The sequence below is a fragment of the Pseudomonas sp. Pseusp16 genome (assembly GCF_047324915.1).
Taxonomy (GTDB): Bacteria; Pseudomonadota; Gammaproteobacteria; order Pseudomonadales; family Pseudomonadaceae; genus Aquipseudomonas; species Aquipseudomonas fluorescens_CD.
In genome coordinates this window covers 6,830,985-6,848,713 of record NZ_CP168522.1, presented here as the reverse complement: position 1 = coordinate 6,848,713, position 17,729 = coordinate 6,830,985, and the positions used below count along the sequence as shown (strand labels likewise).

Below are 17,729 nucleotides of genomic sequence, written 5' to 3'. Positions count from 1 at the left end.
ACACAAGACAATGTGGGAGCGGGCTTGCTCGCGAAGGCGGTGTATCAGGTGGCATGGATGTCACTGATATTCCGCCTTCGCGAGCAAGCCCGCTCCCACAGTTTTCAAGCAGACGTTGAATCAGCTCTCAACCAGTGCCATCCGTTCACGAAAGACCGGCGCTCTCTCTGCGTGCTCCAACTGCATGCAACGCTCAAGAAACAGGTACATGTAGTCGTAGCTCTTGCAAACAGCCTGGCGTAACTCCATCTGCAGGGATTTGCTCGGGTTGGTGCCCGCCAATGTGCAAATGATTTCCAGGGCTTCCCATGGATGGGCATCGTCGTACTGGGCGTGCATCTTCAGCCACTTCATCGCCCGCTTGCGATCTTCCTCGGGGAACGAGGCGGCGTAGATACCGTTGGAACAAACGATCGCCGACCATTCCCCGGTCGCCCCTTCGATGGCGTAGTTGGTGGCGGCAATCGCCACGATCAGCGAGTCGGCTGAACTGGTGTGCCAACACCAATGGCTCAAGGCGTGAAGCTCCGGCGCAACCTGCTGTGCCTGCAGGTCTTCCAGGCTGACACCGTGCGCGCGACTCCAGTGCACCCAGTAATCGGCGTGGTTCAATTCGACGCGGATATTACGCATCAGCCAGCGGCGGGCCATATCTTCGCCGGGATGACGGGCAAAGCGGGTCTTGGTCAGGTTTTGTGCCATATACAACGCGAACTGTTCGACCACCGGCCAGCCACCGATCAGGTACTGGCGCATGGTCTTCGCACTGAGTCTGTTGTCTCGCATGCGTTGGTACAGTTCGTGTTCGACAACCCGGCGCTTGCTCTCGCTGCAATCCTGGATCAGGCGCTGGGCCCAGGCAGGATAACTTGCAGCTTCCATGAGCGGTCCGGTTCGGTTGAATGTGTCGATCACTGTCGAGCTCCTTTTGATTGTGATTGTAAGACCGGCAGGAGTTTCAACGGAACGTGCCAGGCGCCTTGAACAATATCGGTTGGGGCCTGGCGGGACGACTCAGCAAGCTATCGCTGGTAAACAGATGCGGGCGTTCAATCACATACCCTTGAGCGTAATCCACCCCGATCTCAAGCAATGCCTGCTCGATCTGGGGCGATTCGACAAACTCGGCAATCGTGCGCTTACCCATGACATGACCGATATGGTTGATCACTTCGACCATGGCTCGGTTAATCGGGTCGTCCAGCATATCCTTTACGAAACTCCCGTCGATCTTCAGGAAGTCTACAGGCAAATGTTTCAGATACGCGAATGAGGACATTCCGGCACAAAAATCATCCAGTGAAAAATGGCATCCTAAGCCTTTGAGTTCATTAATGAATCGGATGGCGCTGCCAAGATTTGAAATAGCACTGGTCTCGGTAATTTCAAAACAAATCATTTCAGGCGGAATCGAATACGTCACAAACTGTTGGCGCAGGAAATCCAGGAACGCCTCATCCCCGATCGTCGTGCCTGACAGATTGATCGCACACATGGCCAACGGTCCATGGTCTTGCCCGGTCCGGCATTGGGCAATGATCTTGAACACGTTCTGCACAACCCAACGATCAAGCGAGATCATCAAGCCATAACGCTCGGCAGCCGGTATGAAACTGTCGGGCAAGATCATCCGCCCGGCTTCATCGTGCAATCGCAGCAGAATTTCAATGTGCCCGCCGTCCTGACCGATATGGCCCAAGGGGGCAATTTCCTGGGCGTACAGGCAAAAGCGGTCCTCCTCCAGCGCCATGTGCAAACGCTGCACCCAGGCCATTTCGCCGAAGCGCAGGGACAACTCCGAGTCATCCGGATGATAGACCTGGACCCGGTTCCGGCCCTTTTCCTTGGCCATGTAGCACGCCATGTCGGCAGCACGCAGCGAGGCTTCGAGCGTCGTCGGATTCTGCGCGACATGGACCAGCCCGATACTGACAGTGGTGACGAAAGGCCGGCCCTTCCAGACAAAATGCAGATTCTGCACAGTCTGGCGCAGGCTCTCGGCAATTTTCTCCGCTGCTTCCGGTGCGCAGTTCTCCAGCAGGATGCCGAACTCGTCGCCGCCAAGGCGCGCCAGGGTATCGCCTTCGCGCAGCCCCGATTGCAACAAGGCACAGATATGCCGCAACAATTCATCGCCCGCCGCGTGACCGCAGGTATCGTTGACCAGTTTGAATTGATCCAGATCGAGGAACATCAGGGCATGTCGCCCCGGGTAGCGGGTCAGGTTGTGCAGCGCCTGCTCCAGGCGATATTCGAACTCGCGGCGGTTGGCGAGCCCGGTCAAGGCATCGTGGGTCGCCTGCCACGACAGATTGGCGATGTATTGCCGCTCCTGGGTCATGTCATGCAGCACCAGCACCGTCCCGCTGACTTTGCCAGCATTGCGGATTGGCGCACCCACCAATGTGACCGACACCGTGCTGCCGTCCAGGCGCTGAATCAGCCTTGAGTGCTCACTGCCGCCACTTAGCTGGCCGCTGAGAATATGCTCGATCAGGGTGAAACCATCGGTCTGCGCATTTTCATCCAGCAGGTTGAACAGCGCCGCCAGCGGCAATCCTGTCGCCTGCTCGGCCTTCCAGTGGGTCAACGCCTCGGCCGCCGGATTCATGTAGGCAATAGCACCGGAAACGTCCGTGGTGATCACGCCGTCGCCAATTGATTGCAGGGTGATCTGCGCCCGCTCCTTCTCCAGTTGCAGTGCATCGGCGAAGGCATGACGCTGCTTGAGCAGCTTACGAGTGCGCATCAAGGCCAATGCAATCAGGCCCAGGGCGGTGGCCAGATTCGTCACCAACAACAGACGCAGAATCATCCGCGAGCCTTCACCCAGGGCATCGCTGAATGCCTTCGCCGCCGGCGTCACGCCGTCGTTGATGGCGAAAATCTGCTCCTTCCAGCGCTGCACATCCGCACCGGAGGCCGGGCTGGAGGTGATGTGCTGATGCATGTCCCGCGCAACGCCATCGAGTTGGACCAGATAGGCATCACCCACGGTCCAGAGGTCGATGGCTTTTTCGAGGTAACTGAAGTGACGAAAGTTGAGGTACAGCCAAATCAGGCTGGCGACATCGTCAGGATGATTGCCGCCCTTGAGGATCGCCACACGTGCGGCCTCGATGTCCGGCGGCTGACTATCCAGCGCCACACGCAACTCATGCCCGCCCTGAGGCACGGAAATGGCGTTCTGGTATTTATGAAAAATCGCTTCGTCGCCACTGTCGGCGTAGAGATTGAGGTAATAGATGGCGTCTTTCTGGCCCTTGGACCAGAGGCTTTCGCCGGCAACATAGCCGCGAACCGCCGACAGCACATAAAGGCTAACGCCGCCCAACAAGGCTTGAAACAACACAACGGCGATAAATGGCCAGACGATGCCCAACAACCGTGGCGTTCCGAGAGTCCGCGTTTGATTCATGAGGTCCCTTGATTTAGCACCGCTAGCTCGTCTTCCGGACGAAATCGCTTTAGCTAGACTAGGTTGCGATTCCGGTCCCGGCAAGCGATAAGCTATGCCGGGAGGGAGTATCGCGGCCATCGAGTTCGGTCGCGATGATGTTTTTTTAGTTTTGAAGTGGCGCCCTGCAACCTTGATGTCGTCTCGCTACAACCGCTGCAAATGACCATAAAGCTTGGCGTACAGTCCACCGTCGGCAATCAGTTGCTGATGATCGCCATCCTCTGCGATCTGCCCGCCATCGAACACCAGCACCCGGTCGGCCTGTTTTACCGCCGAAAGACGGTGAGCAATGATCAACGTGGTGCGGTTGCTCAGGAACCGCGCCAGTGCCTGGTGCAGGTTGTACTCGGTGGCGGCATCCAGCGCCGAAGTCGCTTCGTCGAGGATCACCACTTTCGGTTCGGCCAGCACCATCCGTGCAATGGCCAAGCGCTGGCGCTGCCCGCCAGATAAACGCACGCCGGAGCGCCCGACGATGCTGTCCAGGCCATTGGGCAAATCCCGGACCGTGTTGTGCAGTTGGGCGATTTCCAGTGCCTGCCAGCAGGCCTCGTCACTGCGTTCACGACCCATGGTCAGGTTGGCCCGGATGGTGTCGTTGAACAGCGCCGGGTGTTGCAGGACCACAGCGACATTTTCCCGCACGGTTTCCAGGCCGATCTCTTGCTGGGTCGAACCACCAAAACGAATGGTCCCGGCCAAGGGCGTGTACAAGCCCAGCAGCAGTTGCACCAGAGTGCTCTTGCCGCCGCCGCTGGCGCCGACGATCGCGACTTTTTCGCCGGGAGCGATGGAAAGATTCATCTGGCTCAGCACCAGTTCGTCACCGTAGCCGAAGCTCAAGCCCTGAACCTCGATCCCGACGGTTTCGCGACCGATGAACGGGTCGACTCCGCCCGGGTACTCGGGTTCGTCGGCGCGGGACAGCAGTTCGTTGATCCGCGACAGTGCACCGCCGGCAGCGTAGTAGGCGTATTGCAGGTTCAGCAGTTGTTCCACCGGACCGATCATGAACCACAGGTAGCTGAACACCGCGAGCATCTGGCCGATGGACAGGTCGGAGAACAACACCGTGAGCATCGCCGCAGCCCGGAAAATATCGATGCCGAACTGGAACAGCAATCCGCTGGCCCGGTTCGATGCGTCGGTTTTCCACTGCGAATTCACCGCATAATCGCGCACATCCCGGGCACGCTGGCCCAGGCGCCCGAGGAAAAACCCCTGACGGTTGCCGGCGCGAACTTCCTGGATGGCATCCAGCGTTTCGGTCAGCGCCTGGGTAAAGCGCGAAGTGCTGTCGTTCTCGAGTTTCTTCAGGTGCTTGACCCGCTTGCCCAACTGCACCGTGGCGTAGATCACCAAAGGGTTGAACAACAGAATCAGCAGCGCCAGTTTCCAGTGCATCCACATCAGGATGCCGGCAGTGCCAACCAGGGTCAGCATGGCCACGAGGAAACGGCTGAGGGTTTCACCGACGAATTTGTCCAGCGTGTCGAGGTCGGTGACCAGATGCGTGGTCACCGTGCCGCTGCCCAGGCTTTCGTATTCACCCAGCGAGATACGCTTGAGCCGTTCGATCAGGCGTATGCGAATGCGGTAGACGATGTCCTTGGCCAACCCGGCGAACAATTTCGCCTGCACCACGTTGAACAGCAACGCCGTGCAACGCAGGGTCAAGGTCACCAGCAACATCAGGCCGATGTAGCCCGCGGCTTTCTGCCAGCCTTCGGGCAGCGCGTGGTTCATGATCTTCAGCGCGGCATCACCGTGCCCCAGCAATACCTCGTCCACCAGCAACGGCAGGAGCAAGGGAATCGGCACGCTGCACAAGGTCGCCAGCACGGCCACGCCGTTGGCGATCCACAGGGATTTCTTGTGATGCAGGGCCAGGCGGCGGATTTCCGCCCAGCTCAGGCGGTCGACACGTTTAGCGGTAGCGACATCGTCGGGCAGGTCATGCACAGGCAGCACGCTCCAGCCAGCGGCCGAGCAGCGGGGACAACTCGCTCAAAGGCTGATAGCCATTGGTCAACAGCGCCAGTTGGCCGTTACGCTCAGCCAGCAGGGTGGGGAAACCGGCAATGCCCAGGTCCTGGACCCAGGTGAAATCGGCAGCGGTGGCTGCGTGCATATCGGCCCGGTCGAACGCACCGGCGAACTCGATGCGTGGCAAACCGGCCTGCTCCGCCAGCTCAACCAACACGCTGGCCTGCGTGACGTCGCGACCCTGGGCATAAAACGCGTGCTGAATCAGCCCGAGCAGTTTCCACGCGCAATCCGGCGCCAGGCTGCGGGCCGTCACCAATGCCCGGCAGGCAGGTTCAGTGTCATAGACAAAGCCGTCGGGCAACGCGCCTTCGAGCTTGAACGGCTGCCCGGTGGCCTCGGTGACTGCCTGCCAATGTTCAAGGATATAGCGACGGGTAGACGGTTCCAGCGCTGAACCGCTGCCAGTGCGCAAACCTCCCACGATCAGGTGCACATCCACGCCTGCGGCTTGCGCCTGCTCGACCAGCGCCTTGGCCACCGGGGCGAACCCCCAGCACCAGGAACACATCGGGTCCATCACATAGAGCAGGCGCGCAGACATGGTTCAGGCCTCGGAGGATGCTTGCTTATAGTTGTAGCCGATCGGGTGAGGCTGGTTGCGAGCCTTGGCCAGTTCGATCTGTTTCTGCCGGTCGATGGCGCTGCGACGGGTCTTCTCGCTCAGCTTATCCCAGCAATGCGGGCAACTGATGCCGGCCACGTAGTGCTCGGACGCGCGGTCTTCCACGCTGACCGGCGTGCGGCAGGCATGACATTGATCGTAGTCGCCTTCGCTCAGGTCATGGCGCACCGTCACGCGGTTGTCGAACACAAAGCAGTCGCCTTGCCATTTGGTTTCTTCCTGCGGCACCTCTTCGAGGTACTTCAGGATGCCGCCCTTGAGGTGGTAGACCTCACCAAAACCCTCGCTGAGCATGTAGCTCGACGCTTTCTCGCAACGGATGCCACCGGTGCAGAACATCGCGACCTTCTTGTGCACGGCCGGGTCGAAGTTGGCTTTGATGTAGTCGGGAAATTCGCGAAAACTGGTGGTTTTCGGGTCGATGGCGCCTTCGAAGGTACCGATCGAGACTTCGTAATCGTTACGCGTGTCGATCAACAGTACTTCCGGGTCGCTGATCAGCGCGTTCCAGTCTTGCGGATCAACGTAGGTGCCGACCTTTTTGTTCGGGTCCACGCCTTCCACGCCGAGGGTGACGATTTCTTTCTTGAGTTTGACTTTGGTGCGGTAGAACGGCTGTTCGTCGCAGTACGACTCTTTGTGGTCGATGTCGTCCATGCGCGGGTCGTTCTTGAGCCAGGCCATCAGCCCGTCAATGCCTTCGCGGCTACCGGACACGGTGCCGTTGATGCCTTCTTCGGCAATCAGCAGCGTGCCTTTGATGCCGTTGTCGACCATCGCTTGCAGCAGTGGCTCGCGCAGGGCGACGTAATCTTCCAGGGTGACGAACTTATACAGTGCCGCCACGACAATCTGTTGTGTCATGGGTAAATCTCCAGGTGGCTACCCTCGTAAGGGGTGAACCGGATGCGAAAAAAAACGCGCCGGGTTAGCGGCGCGTTGGGCATTCTAACAAAAAACCGGTGCTTAGTGCTTGCTGCCGCCGGCACAGGTCGGCGAGGCCGGGGCCGCGTCGATCCGGGCCCATTCCTCCGGCGTGTAGGTATGCAGCGCCAACGCATGGAACTCGCCCATCAGCTCGCCGAGCGTGGCGTAGACTTTCTGGTGGCGCTTGACCCGGTTCAGGCCTTCGAACTGTGTGCTGACGACCACAGCCTTGAAGTGGGTCTGTAACCCGCGGCTGTGCATGTGGCTCTCATCCAGCACCTGCAGATGCTCCGGCTGAAGCAAGGCCAGCGTCGATTCGATGCGTTGTTGCATGGTCATACCGTACTCCGCTTAAGGCTTTTTCTTGGCTGGAGCGGCCGCATCTTTCGGCGTCAGCTCGGCGGTCATGTCAGCCAGCAGCTTGTTGACCACAGGCACCGCGCTTTCCAGCTTGGCCTGGGTCATCTGGGCCGATTGCTGGGTCAGCTGGGGCATTTTTTCCAGGACTTTCTTGCCCAGTGGCGACTGGTAGAACGCAACCAGGTCCTTGAGCTCGGACTCGGTGAAGTTGGTGGTGTAGAGGTTGATCATGTCCGGCTTCAGCTTGTTCCAGCCAATGGCTTGGTCCAGAGCGGCCTTGGCCTTGGCCTGGTAGGTTTCCAGCAAGGCTTTTTTCGACTCGGGAGCTTTGGTCTGTTCGAAACGCTGGGCAAACATCTGCTGTACTTGCATGTACACCGGGGTGCCCAGTTTGTCAGCGTGCGCCATGGTCAGGAAAGCCTCGGCACTGGCGTTATGGCTGGCGGTGTCGGCAAGAACCTGGCCGCTGGCGCAGACCAAAGCAACGGCGGTACAGATGGCACGAAGACGAGTCATCGAGTTTCCTATTCTAGCTGGCGAGGTAAGACCCCAAGGGCGTCCATTCTGCGCCTAAAAAAGTGTGTCGCTCAACCCCAAGCCTTGTCGCACTTGATTTAGAGGGGTTGAATGGTCAAATCCAGACTGATGGAACCACGGTCGTCGAGCACGGCCTAAACTGCGCAATCGGACCTACAGGAGTGAGCAAGATGAGCCGTATCGAAACCGACAGCCTCGGCGAGGTTGAAGTCCCGGATGAAGCCTATTGGGGCGCTCAGACGCAACGCTCGCTGGTCAACTTCGCCATTGGCAACGAACGCATGCCGCTGGCAGTGTTGCATGCCCTGGCGCTGATCAAGAAAGCCGCGGCACGGGTCAATGATCGTAACGGCGACGTACCCGCCGATATCGCCCGTCTGATCGAGCAGGCGGCCGACGAAGTGCTCGCCGGCGACCACGACGACCAGTTTCCGCTGGTGGTCTGGCAAACCGGCAGCGGCACCCAGAGCAACATGAACGTCAACGAAGTGATCGCCGGTCGCGCCAACGAGCTGGCCGGCAACCCGCGCGGCGGCAAGTCCCCGGTGCACCCCAACGATCACGTCAATCGCTCCCAGAGTTCCAACGACTGTTTCCCCACCGCCATGCACATCGCGGCCGCCCAGGCCGTGCAACAGCACTTGCTGCCGGCGATCAGCGAACTGTCCGGCGGGCTGGCCGAGCTGTCCGCCCGCCATATGAAACTGGTCAAGACCGGCCGCACCCACATGATGGATGCGACACCGATCAGCTTCGGCCAGGAAATCTCGGCCTTCGTCGCGCAACTCGATTACGCCGAGCGGGCGATCCGCAGCGCACTGCCCGCGGTCTGCGAGCTGGCCCAGGGCGGAACGGCGGTCGGCACGGGGCTGAATTCACCCCACGGCTTCGGTGAAGCCATCGCCGCGGAACTGGCCGCCCTCTCCGGTTTGCCGTTTATTACCGCGCCGAACAAGTTCGCCGCACTGGCCGGTCATGAGCCTTTGACCACGTTGTCCGGCGCGCTGAAAACCCTCGCCGTGACCCTGATGAAAATTGCCAATGACCTGCGCCTGCTGGGCTCCGGTCCGCGTGCCGGCTTCGCCGAAGTCAAGTTGCCGGCCAATGAACCGGGCAGTTCGATCATGCCGGGCAAGGTCAACCCGACCCAGTGCGAAGCCTTGTCGATGCTGGCCTGCCAGGTATTGGGCAACGACGTCGCCATCGGCTTTGCAGCCAGTCAGGGCCACTTGCAGCTGAACGTGTTCAAACCGGTGATCATCCATAACCTGCTGCAATCGATCCGTTTGCTGGGTGATGGCTGCAGCAACTTCCAGCAGCATTGCGTGGCCGGTCTGGAGCCGGATGCGGAAAAAATGGCTGAACACCTGGAGCGTGGCCTGATGCTGGTAACGGCGCTCAACCCGCACATTGGCTATGACAAATCGGCGGAGATCGCCAAGAAGGCCTACAGCGAAGGACTGACCCTGCGCGAGGCGGCGTTGCAGCTCGGGTATCTGACCGACGAAGAGTTCGATGCGTGGGTAAGGCCGGAGAACATGCTGGAGGCTGGGGCCAAGGGCTGAGTTTTGTAGCGTCTGACAGTCAGTCTTCGCGAGCAAGCCCGCTCCCACATTGGATCTATGTCACACATCAGATCCCTGTGGGAGCGGGCTTGCTCGCGAAGGGTTCGGCGAAAATACTCAGCCAATGACCATTTTGGCCTTTCGCGCCCGCAACCCGGCAATCAGCGACGGCCCCAACGCCACTAGCGCCGATCCCAGCACCACCAGCACCGCGCCGCCGTAACCCAAACCATTGATCGTCTCGGCATGCACATAGTCGGGCCACAGCCATGCAGCCATGGCAACCGCCGCAAAGGTCACCAACGGCGTGATGGCCAGCGTCGCGCTGACCCGGGAGGCTTCCCAATGGGCCAGGGCCTCGGCAAACGCGCCATAGGCAATCAGGGTGTTGAGGCAGCACGCCAGCAGCAGCCAACCCTGCAACGGGTTCAATTGCAAGGCTTCGAGCGGATGCACCCACGGCGTTAACAGCAGCGCGCAAAACAGGTAGATCACCATCATCACCTGCAGCGAATTCCACACCGTCAGCAATTGCTTTTGCCCCAGGGCATAGAAGGTCCAGACCGTGGACGCCAGCAACACCAGCAGCACCCCGGCGGTGTAATCGGTCAACGATGTGAGCAGTTCACTCAAGCGCTGGTTGAAAAACAGCGCAAAACCGATCAGCAGCACCAGCAGGCCAATCCCCTGTCCCAGGCTGAAGCGTTCCTTGAACACAAACACACTGGCAATCAGCAGCATGATCGGCCCCATCTGCACCACCAGTTGCGCCGTGCCGGCACTGAGCAGGTTGAGCCCCATCAGATACAACACGTAATTGCCCACCAGGCCGAGCACCGCCATCAGCACCAGCCAGCCCCCACGCGGGCCAAGCACCTTTCGGCTGGGCAGGCGTTTTGTCGCAGCCAGGTAAATGAACAGACAGCCGCCGGACACCATCAGGCGAAACCAGGTCACCGTCACCGGGTCCATCACCAGCAATACCTGCTTGAGCTTGATCGGCAGGATTCCCCACAACAACGCGGTCAACAAGGCCAGGAACAGACCGTAGACCCAGCGACCCGATGAAATGTGCATGCGAACCCCAATGCCAAAATACAGGAGCCGTCATTCTAGGCCCGCAGCGGTGGCGTACACAGGGACAGTTTCGGGCTGGCCGCGAATGAAACTGTGTGGGTCGTAATGTGAAAGACCGCGGCGTCTGCATTCGCGAGCAAGCCCGCTCCCACAGGTTTTGTGGCGTGCACAAGATTAGTGATCGCCGCTGAACACTGTGGGAGCGGGCTTGCTCGCGAAAGCTATCTGGCAGACAACGCAAAAACCGGGGTTTACCTCACCGCCTCAAACAACCCCGTAGCCCCCATCCCGCCACCCACGCACATGGTGACGATACCGTAACGCAGGTTGCGTCGCTGCAATTCGCGAACGAGATGCCCGACCTGGCGCGATCCGGTCATGCCGAACGGGTGACCGATGGAAATCGACCCACCGTTGACGTTGTACCGGGCGTTGTCGATTTCCAGCCGGTTACGGCTGTACAGGCACTGCGAGGCGAACGCTTCGTTGAGTTCCCACAAGTCGATGTCGTCAATCCGCAAGCCATTGGCCTTGAGCAGTTTCGGCACCGAAAACACCGGGCCGATGCCCATCTCGTCCGGCGCGCAACCGGCCACGGTAAAACCACGGAAGAAGGCCTTGGGCTTGAGCCCCAGTTCCAGGGCTTTTTCCAGGCTCATCACCAGGGTCATGGACGCGCCGTCCGACAGTTGCGAGGAGTTGCCGGCCGTCACCGAGCCATCGTCGGCGAACACCGGTTTCAACCCGGCCAGACTTTCCAGGGTGGTATCAGGGCGGTTGCAGTCGTCGCGATCGACAACGCCGTCGAGAATCTGCACTTGGCCCGTGGCCTTGTCCTCGACCTGGTATTTCACCGCCATCGGCACGATTTCGTCGCTGAACAGGCCGGCAGCCTGCGCCTGGGCGGTGCGTTGCTGGCTTTGCAGGGCGTACAGATCCTGTTCTTCGCGGCTGACGTTGTAGCGACGGGCAACGATCTCAGCGGTCTGGCCCATCGGGAAGTAGATGCCCGGCACCTGCTCCTTGAGCAGCGGGTTGATCAGGTTATCGGTGTTGACGCTTTTCATGGTCAGGCTGATGGACTCGACGCCACCGGCGACGATGATGTCGCTGCAACCCGAGGCGATCTGGTTCGCGGCAATGGCGATCGCCTGCAAGCCCGAGGAACAGAAACGATTGAGGGTCATGCCAGCCGTGCCGATGCCCAGGCGCGACAGCACTGCGACGTTGCGACCGATGTTGAAGCCCTGGGCACCTTCGTTGGAACCGGCGCCAACGATGCAGTCCTCGACGCTGGCAGGGTCGATACCGGTGCGCGCCAACAACGCGTTCACACAATGGGCCGCCATGTCGTCCGGGCGGGTCATATTGAATTTACCGCGAAAGGATTTGGCCAGGCCGGTCCGTACGCTGTCGACAATCACCACTTCACGCATGGCATACCTCATTGTTGTTATCGGTTGAGAGTGGACCGAGCATAAGCCCACCCAATTACCGGCTGCGACAATCATTCACCCCGCGTATGCGCAACCATCGCCTCAATCCTTGCCCTTGCCCTTCTTGCGTTCATGCCGGTCGGATTTTTCAAAAGCCTCCTCCAGTGCCCGGTTGATGGTGCGCAAGACTTTGACCCGCGCCCAACGCTTGTCGTTGGCTTCCACCAGAGTCCATGGCGCAATCTCGGTGCTGGTACGGTCGACCATGTCGCCGACGGCCGCACGATAGTCGTCCCATTTTTCACGGTTGCGCCAGTCGTCCTCGGTGATCTTGAAGCGCTTGAAGGAAATTTCCTCGCGTTCCTGGAAGCGCTCCAGTTGCGTCTGTTTGTCGATGGCCAGCCAGAACTTGACCACTATCACACCGGCGTCGGTAACCTGTTCCTCGAAGTCGTTGATCTCACTGTAGGCGCGCAACCAGTCTGCCGGACTGCAGAAACCTTCGATGCGCTCCACCAGCACCCGGCCATACCAGGAGCGGTCGAACACGGTGAACTTGCCCCGGGCCGGAAGGTGCCGCCAGAAACGCCACAGGTACGGTTGCGCCCGCTCTTCTTCGGTGGGCGCAGCAATCGGCACGATGCTGTACTGGCGCGGATCCAGCGCTGCCGCTACCCGGCGGATCGCCCCGCCCTTGCCGGCCGCGTCGTTGCCCTCGAACACCGCCACCAACGCATGGCGGCGCATGCGTTTGTCACGCATCAACCCGGAGAACCGCGCCTGTTCGGTGATCAGTTGTTCTTCGTAATCTTCCTTGTCCAGCTGCAGGGTCAGGTCCAGGCTGTCAAGCAGGTTCACTTGATCGACACTGGGGAACACTGGCGCGGCGCTGACCTTTTCCGGATGGATCGTCGGCCGCTGCAATGCACCGTGCAGCCCCTCCAGCAGAATGCGCCCCACGGCCAGGCTGCGATAATGTGCATCCGCCCCGGCGATCACATGCCATGGTGCATAGTCGCGACTGGTGCGGCGCAGGACGCGCTCGCCGTACTTCACGAATTTGTCGTAGGTTTGCGACTGTTGCCAGTCCAGCGGGCTGATGCGCCAACTGTGCAGCGGGTCGTCGGCCAGCGCCTTGAGGCGTGCCTTCATTTGCTTCCTGGAGAGGTGAAACCAGAACTTGAAGATCAGCGCACCTTCATCGCACAGCATCTTTTCCAGACGCTCGGCGGCATTGATCGCCTGGTCGAGTCGCGGATCCTTGAACTCGCCATGGACCCGTCCCTGCAGCATCTGGCTGTACCAGTTGCCGAAGAAAATCCCCATGCGGCCCTTGGCCGGGAGCATCCGCCAGTAACGCCAGGCCGGTGGCCGCGCCAGCTCTTCGTCGGTCTGCTGATCAAACGTGCGAACCTCGATCAGGCGCGGGTCCATCCACTCGTTGAGTAACTTGATCGTCTCGCCCTTGCCGGCGCCTTCGATGCCGTTGATCAAAACGATCACCGGAAACCGGCGTTGCTGCTGCAATTCGAATTGCGCTTCGAGCAACGCTTCGCGCAGGGCCGGTACTTCGGCGTCATAGATGTCTTTGTCGATGGCGTGATCGATTTCAGCAGATTCAAACATGAGCGGCTCCCTTGCAGATGTGAGCAAGCCTAGCGGATTGAACTGAAGGCCAGCAGAGATTTTCCTGAGGGTCCTCCTCGCCACAAAGAGCTTGGCCACTCCGCCGATCGGCTAGAATGGCGACCTTGCCGTTACCGAGCCTGCCATGAAACCTGTATTGCCCCACGCCCAGCTCGACTGGGACGACCAAGGTCGCCCGTATTCGCGAGTGTTCGACGATGTGTATTTCTCCGACCAGTCGGGGCTGGACGAAACCCGCTATGTCTTTATCGAGCAGAACCGCCTGGCCGAACGCTTTGCGGCCTTGCCCGAGGGCGGGCGACTGGTCATCGGTGAAACGGGGTTCGGCACCGGGCTGAATTTCCTGTGCGCCTGGCAGGTGTTCGAGCAACACGCGGCGGCCGGGGCTCGGTTGCATTTTGTCAGCGTCGAAAAATACCCGTTGAGCCCGGCCGACCTGCAACGTGCCCTGGCGCTGTGGCCGGAACTCAAGGTGTTTGCCGATCAGTTGCTGGCGCAGTACGTGGCGATCCATCAGGGTTTTCAGCGCCTGACGCTGGACAACGGCCGCGTCACCCTGACCCTGCTGATCGGCGATGCGCTGGAACAACTGCCCCAACTCGATGCCCGAATCGACGCCTGGTTCCTCGACGGTTTCGCTCCGGCGAAAAACCCCGACATGTGGACCGCCGAACTGTTTGCCGAACTGGCGCGCCTGGCCGCTCCCGGCGCGTCCATCAGCACCTTCACCAGCACTGGCTGGGTGCGGCGCCTGCTCAACGCCGCCGGTTTCAAGATGAAACGCACCCCCGGCATCGGCCACAAATGGGAAATCCTGCGCGGCGAGTTCCTCGGCTGGCCCCGGGAAACGCCGGCCCCGGCCCAGGACAAACCCTGGTTTGCCCACCCCGCTCCGCTGGCCGGCGAGCGTCAGGCACTGGTGATCGGTGCCGGGCTGGCCGGTTGTGCCAGCGCCGCCAGCCTTGCCGCACGGGGCTGGCAAGTGACATTGCTGGAACGCCACGACGCCATTGCCCAGGAAGCCTCGGGCAACCCACAGGGCGTGCTCTACCTGAAGTTATCGGCCCATGGCACGGCGCTGTCGCAAATGATCGTCAGCGGTTTTGGCTACACCCGCAGACTGCTCGAACACTTGCAACGGGGTCGCGACTGGGATGATTGCGGCGTGCTGCAACTGGCGTTCAATGCCAAGGAAGCCGAACGCCAGGTGCAATTGGCGGCAGCGTTTGCGCCGGACCTGCTGCACCTGCTGGGTCAACCTGAGGCACAGGCCGTGGCCGGAGTCGGCCTGGCACACGGCGGCCTGTTCTATCCCGAAGGCGGCTGGGTGCATCCACCGGCGTTGTGCCAGTGGCAGGCTGCGCATCCACAGATTCAATTGCTCACCCATCACGATGTACTGCAACTGCGCAAGGTTGAAAGCCAGTGGCAAGCCTGGGACGGCGAGCGTTTGCTTGCCAGTGCACCCGTGGTGGTGCTTGCCGGTGCTGCTGAAATCCAGCGTTTCCCCGAGAGCGCCGGGTTGCCGCTCAAACGCATTCGCGGGCAAATCACCCGTCTGACGCAAACCCCGCAGAGCCTCGCCCTGAACACCGTAGTGTGTGCCGAAGGCTATGTCGCCCCTGCCCGTTCGGGCGAACACACCCTGGGGGCCAGTTTCGATTTCAAGAGCGATGACCTGACGCCGACCACCGCAGAACACCTCGGCAACCTGGCCATGCTCGAAGAGATTTCCCGTGATCTGGTCTCCCGTCTGGCGATCGACCGCCTCGACCCCGAAAGCCTCCAGGGTCGCGCCGCCTTTCGCTGCACCAGCCCCGACTATCTGCCGATCGTCGGCCCGTTGGCCGACGCGCAGTCGTTTGCCCAAGCCTATGCCGCACTGAGCAAGGATGCCCGGCAGGTGCCCGACGTCGCATGCCCGTGGCTCGACGGCTTATACGTCAACAGCGGCCACGGTTCGCGTGGCCTGATCACTGCGCCATTGTCCGGGGAACTGCTGGCGGCGTGGCTGGACAATGAGCCCCTGCCGCTGCCCAGAAGCGTGGCCGAAGCCTGTCACCCCAATCGGTTTGCCCTGCGACGCCTGATCCGGGGCAAATAGTCGATACCGCCGTCGAGGGCGCCCGCACAGCGGCTCTCGGCTCGGGTCTCGCCAGCTTATAACTCATTAATCTAAAACTCCCCTTACCGAGGTGGGTCAGTTTCTGAGTGCCCGCCGTTTTGGCGCGGTATCGATTGACCCTCCCCAACGGAAAAACCGGTAAGGAATTTATGTGCGGATTAGCTGGCGAGTTACGTTTTGATCATCAACCTGCAGACCTTGCAGCCGTGGAGCGAATCACCCATCACCTGGCCCCTCGCGGCCCCGACGCCTGGGGCTTTCACAGCCAGGGACCGGTTGCCCTGGGCCATCGGCGCCTGAAAATCATGGACCTGTCGGACGGCTCGGCGCAGCCGATGATCGACCCGCAATTGGGCTTGTCCCTGGCCTTCAACGGCGCGATCTACAACTTTCCCGAACTGCGTGCCGAGCTTGAAAGCCTGGGTTACGCCTTCTATTCCGCTGGCGACACCGAAGTGTTGCTCAAGGGTTATCACGCTTGGGGCGAAGCCCTGCTGCCGAAGCTCAATGGCATGTTTGCCTTGGCTGTTTGGGAACGCGATGCCCAATGCCTGTTCATCGCCCGCGACCGTCTCGGCGTGAAACCGTTGTACCTGTCACGCACCGGCCAGCGCCTGCGCTTTGCTTCCGCACTACCGGCACTGCTCAAGGGCGGCGACATCAATCCGCTTCTCGATCCGGTAGCGCTCAATCATTATCTGAATTTCCACGCCGTGGTCCCGGCACCGCGCACCTTGCTGGCGGGCATCGAAAAACTGCCGCCGGCCACCTGGATGCGCATCGAAGCCGATGGTCGCACCGAGCAGAAAACCTGGTGGACCCTGCCCTACGGCCCGCATGCCGATGAGATGAACCTGACCCTCGAAGACTGGCGCGACCGTGTACTCGACAGCACTCGCGAAGCGGTGGCGATTCGTCAGCGTGCGGCGGTGGATGTCGGCGTGCTGCTGTCCGGTGGCGTCGATTCAAGCCTGTTGGTGGGCTTGTTACGGGAGGTCGGCGTGGACAACCTGTCGACCTTCTCCATCGGCTTCCAAGACGCCGGTGGCGAGCGCGGTGACGAGTTCCAGTATTCGGACCTGATCGCCAAACACTACGGCACCCGGCACCACCAATTGCGCATCGATGAAAAACAGATCATCGAGCAGCTGCCCGCCGCGTTCCGGGCCATGAGTGAACCGATGGTCAGCCATGACTGCATCGCCTTCTACCTGTTGTCACGGGAGGTGGCCAAACATTGCAAGGTGGTCCAGAGCGGCCAGGGCGCGGATGAACTGTTCGCCGGTTACCACTGGTATCCGCAAGTGGACGGAGCGAGTGATCCGTATGCCGCGTACCGCGAAGCGTTTTTCGATCGCAGCTACGACGACTACGCCGCCACCGTGCAACCGAAATGGCTGACCGCGAATGACGCCGCCGGTGACTTCGTCAAAGCCCATTTCGCCCAGCCCGGTGCCGATGCCGCGGTGGACAAGGCCTTGCGCCTGGACAGCACGGTGATGCTGGTGGACGACCCGGTCAAGCGCGTCGACAACATGACCATGGCCTGGGGTCTGGAAGCACGCACGCCGTTTCTCGACTACCGCCTGGTGGAGTTGTCGGCACGGATTCCGGGGCGCTTCAAACTGCCGGACGGCGGCAAGCAGGTCTTGAAAGAAGCTGCGCGACAAGTGATTCCCAGTGAAGTGATCGACCGCAAGAAAGGTTACTTCCCGGTGCCGGGCCTCAAGCATTTGCAGGGCGATACGCTGGAATGGGTGCGCGAGTTGCTGCTCGATCCCAGCCAGGATCGCGGGCTGTTCAACCCCGCGATGCTCGACCGTCTGCTGACTGATCCACAGGGACAATTGACGCCGTTGCGCGGTTCGAAGCTGTGGCAACTGGCGGCCCTCAACCTGTGGCTCAGCGAACAAGGAATATGACC

The 17,729-nt window shown here is 60.6% G+C and carries 13 protein-coding genes; 3 read left to right on the top strand and 10 right to left on the bottom strand.

Translation table 11 applies throughout. From position 1 onward, the window contains the following. Positions 1–120: 120 nt before the first annotated feature. The 7 genes from ACEN8Q_RS31150 to ACEN8Q_RS31120 all read right to left on the bottom strand — a co-directional run bounded on the left by ACEN8Q_RS31150 (position 121) and on the right by ACEN8Q_RS31120 (position 7,934). Positions 121–882 carry a TenA family transcriptional regulator gene (locus ACEN8Q_RS31150; RefSeq protein ID WP_413704211.1) on the bottom strand — a complete coding sequence of 254 codons (762 nt, stop codon included), beginning with the start codon at positions 880–882 and terminating at the stop codon, positions 121–123. A 76-nt stretch (positions 883–958) separates the two neighbouring features. After that, positions 959–3,418 (bottom strand): EAL domain-containing protein, encoded by a 2,460-nt coding sequence (locus tag ACEN8Q_RS31145; protein WP_413425540.1) that lies wholly within the window; start codon positions 3,416–3,418, stop codon positions 959–961. 186 nt (positions 3,419–3,604) lie between these two features. Continuing rightward, positions 3,605–5,422, bottom strand: a complete 1,818-nt coding sequence (locus ACEN8Q_RS31140; RefSeq protein ID WP_413704210.1) for an ABC transporter ATP-binding protein — start codon at positions 5,420–5,422, stop codon at positions 3,605–3,607. Next, positions 5,415–6,017, bottom strand: a complete 603-nt coding sequence (locus ACEN8Q_RS31135) for a DsbA family protein (protein ID WP_413425593.1) — start codon at positions 6,015–6,017, stop codon at positions 5,415–5,417. The genes ACEN8Q_RS31140 and ACEN8Q_RS31135 overlap by 8 nt, the downstream gene beginning before the upstream one ends. 36 nt (positions 6,018–6,053) lie before the next feature. After that, positions 6,054–6,995 (bottom strand): rhodanese-related sulfurtransferase, encoded by a 942-nt coding sequence (locus tag ACEN8Q_RS31130; protein ID WP_057400305.1) that lies wholly within the window; start codon positions 6,993–6,995, stop codon positions 6,054–6,056. A gap of 102 nt (positions 6,996–7,097) precedes the next feature. After that, positions 7,098–7,397, bottom strand: a complete 300-nt coding sequence (locus tag ACEN8Q_RS31125; protein WP_413425535.1) for a BolA family protein — start codon at positions 7,395–7,397, stop codon at positions 7,098–7,100. Positions 7,398–7,409: 12 nt separating this feature from the next. After that, positions 7,410–7,934, bottom strand: coding sequence for a DUF2059 domain-containing protein (locus ACEN8Q_RS31120; RefSeq protein ID WP_057400307.1), 525 nt, complete (start codon positions 7,932–7,934; stop codon positions 7,410–7,412). A gap of 191 nt (positions 7,935–8,125) precedes the next feature. Between ACEN8Q_RS31120 and ACEN8Q_RS31115 the strand changes: the two genes are divergently transcribed. Further along, positions 8,126–9,520 carry a class II fumarate hydratase gene (locus tag ACEN8Q_RS31115; protein WP_413425533.1) on the top strand — a complete coding sequence of 465 codons (1,395 nt, stop codon included), beginning with the start codon at positions 8,126–8,128 and terminating at the stop codon, positions 9,518–9,520. Between the two features lie 117 nt (positions 9,521–9,637). Here ACEN8Q_RS31115 and ACEN8Q_RS31110 read toward each other — a convergent pair whose 3' ends face one another. The 3 genes from ACEN8Q_RS31110 to pap all read right to left on the bottom strand — a co-directional run bounded on the left by ACEN8Q_RS31110 (position 9,638) and on the right by pap (position 13,659). After that, on the bottom strand, positions 9,638–10,597 hold the full coding sequence (locus tag ACEN8Q_RS31110; protein WP_413425531.1) for a DMT family transporter: 960 nt from the start codon (positions 10,595–10,597) through the stop codon (positions 9,638–9,640). A gap of 251 nt (positions 10,598–10,848) precedes the next feature. Continuing rightward, positions 10,849–12,033 (bottom strand): thiolase family protein, encoded by a 1,185-nt coding sequence (locus ACEN8Q_RS31105; RefSeq protein WP_413704209.1) that lies wholly within the window; start codon positions 12,031–12,033, stop codon positions 10,849–10,851. 102 nt (positions 12,034–12,135) lie between these two features. Continuing rightward, a complete protein-coding gene (pap, locus tag ACEN8Q_RS31100; RefSeq protein ID WP_413422736.1) occupies positions 12,136–13,659 on the bottom strand; it encodes a polyphosphate:AMP phosphotransferase in 1,524 nt (507 codons plus the stop codon). 145 nt (positions 13,660–13,804) lie between these two features. On the opposite strand from pap, the gene mnmC reads away from it, so the two are divergent. Together mnmC and ACEN8Q_RS31090 are read left to right on the top strand one after the other, a co-directional pair. Next, positions 13,805–15,784 (top strand): bifunctional tRNA (5-methylaminomethyl-2-thiouridine)(34)-methyltransferase MnmD/FAD-dependent 5-carboxymethylaminomethyl-2-thiouridine(34) oxidoreductase MnmC, encoded by a 1,980-nt coding sequence (gene mnmC, locus ACEN8Q_RS31095; RefSeq protein WP_413422734.1) that lies wholly within the window; start codon positions 13,805–13,807, stop codon positions 15,782–15,784. 170 nt (positions 15,785–15,954) lie between these two features. Beyond that, entirely contained in the window at positions 15,955–17,727 is a 1,773-nt protein-coding gene (locus tag ACEN8Q_RS31090; protein WP_413422732.1) for an N-acetylglutaminylglutamine amidotransferase, read from the top strand. The last annotated feature ends 2 nt before the right edge of the window (positions 17,728–17,729 follow it).

Coding starts and splice junctions, on each gene's coding strand:
- ACEN8Q_RS31150 (WP_413704211.1), bottom strand. CDS start 882: ATGGAAGCTGCAAGTTATCCTGCCTGGGCCCAGCGCCTGATCCAGGAT.
- ACEN8Q_RS31145 (WP_413425540.1), bottom strand. CDS start 3,418: ATGAATCAAACGCGGACTCTCGGAACGCCACGGTTGTTGGGCATCGTC.
- ACEN8Q_RS31135 (WP_413425593.1), bottom strand. CDS start 6,017: ATGTGTTCCTGGTGCTGGGGGTTCGCCCCGGTGGCCAAGGCGCTGGTC.
- ACEN8Q_RS31130 (WP_057400305.1), bottom strand. CDS start 6,995: ATGACACAACAGATTGTCGTGGCGGCACTGTATAAGTTCGTCACCCTG.
- ACEN8Q_RS31125 (WP_413425535.1), bottom strand. CDS start 7,397: ATGACCATGCAACAACGCATCGAATCGACGCTGGCCTTGCTTCAGCCG.
- ACEN8Q_RS31120 (WP_057400307.1), bottom strand. CDS start 7,934: ATGACTCGTCTTCGTGCCATCTGTACCGCCGTTGCTTTGGTCTGCGCC.
- ACEN8Q_RS31115 (WP_413425533.1), top strand. CDS start 8,126: ATGAGCCGTATCGAAACCGACAGCCTCGGCGAGGTTGAAGTCCCGGAT.
- ACEN8Q_RS31110 (WP_413425531.1), bottom strand. CDS start 10,597: ATGCACATTTCATCGGGTCGCTGGGTCTACGGTCTGTTCCTGGCCTTG.
- ACEN8Q_RS31105 (WP_413704209.1), bottom strand. CDS start 12,033: ATGCGTGAAGTGGTGATTGTCGACAGCGTACGGACCGGCCTGGCCAAA.
- pap (WP_413422736.1), bottom strand. CDS start 13,659: ATGTTTGAATCTGCTGAAATCGATCACGCCATCGACAAAGACATCTAT.
- mnmC (WP_413422734.1), top strand. CDS start 13,805: ATGAAACCTGTATTGCCCCACGCCCAGCTCGACTGGGACGACCAAGGT.
- ACEN8Q_RS31090 (WP_413422732.1), top strand. CDS start 15,955: ATGTGCGGATTAGCTGGCGAGTTACGTTTTGATCATCAACCTGCAGAC.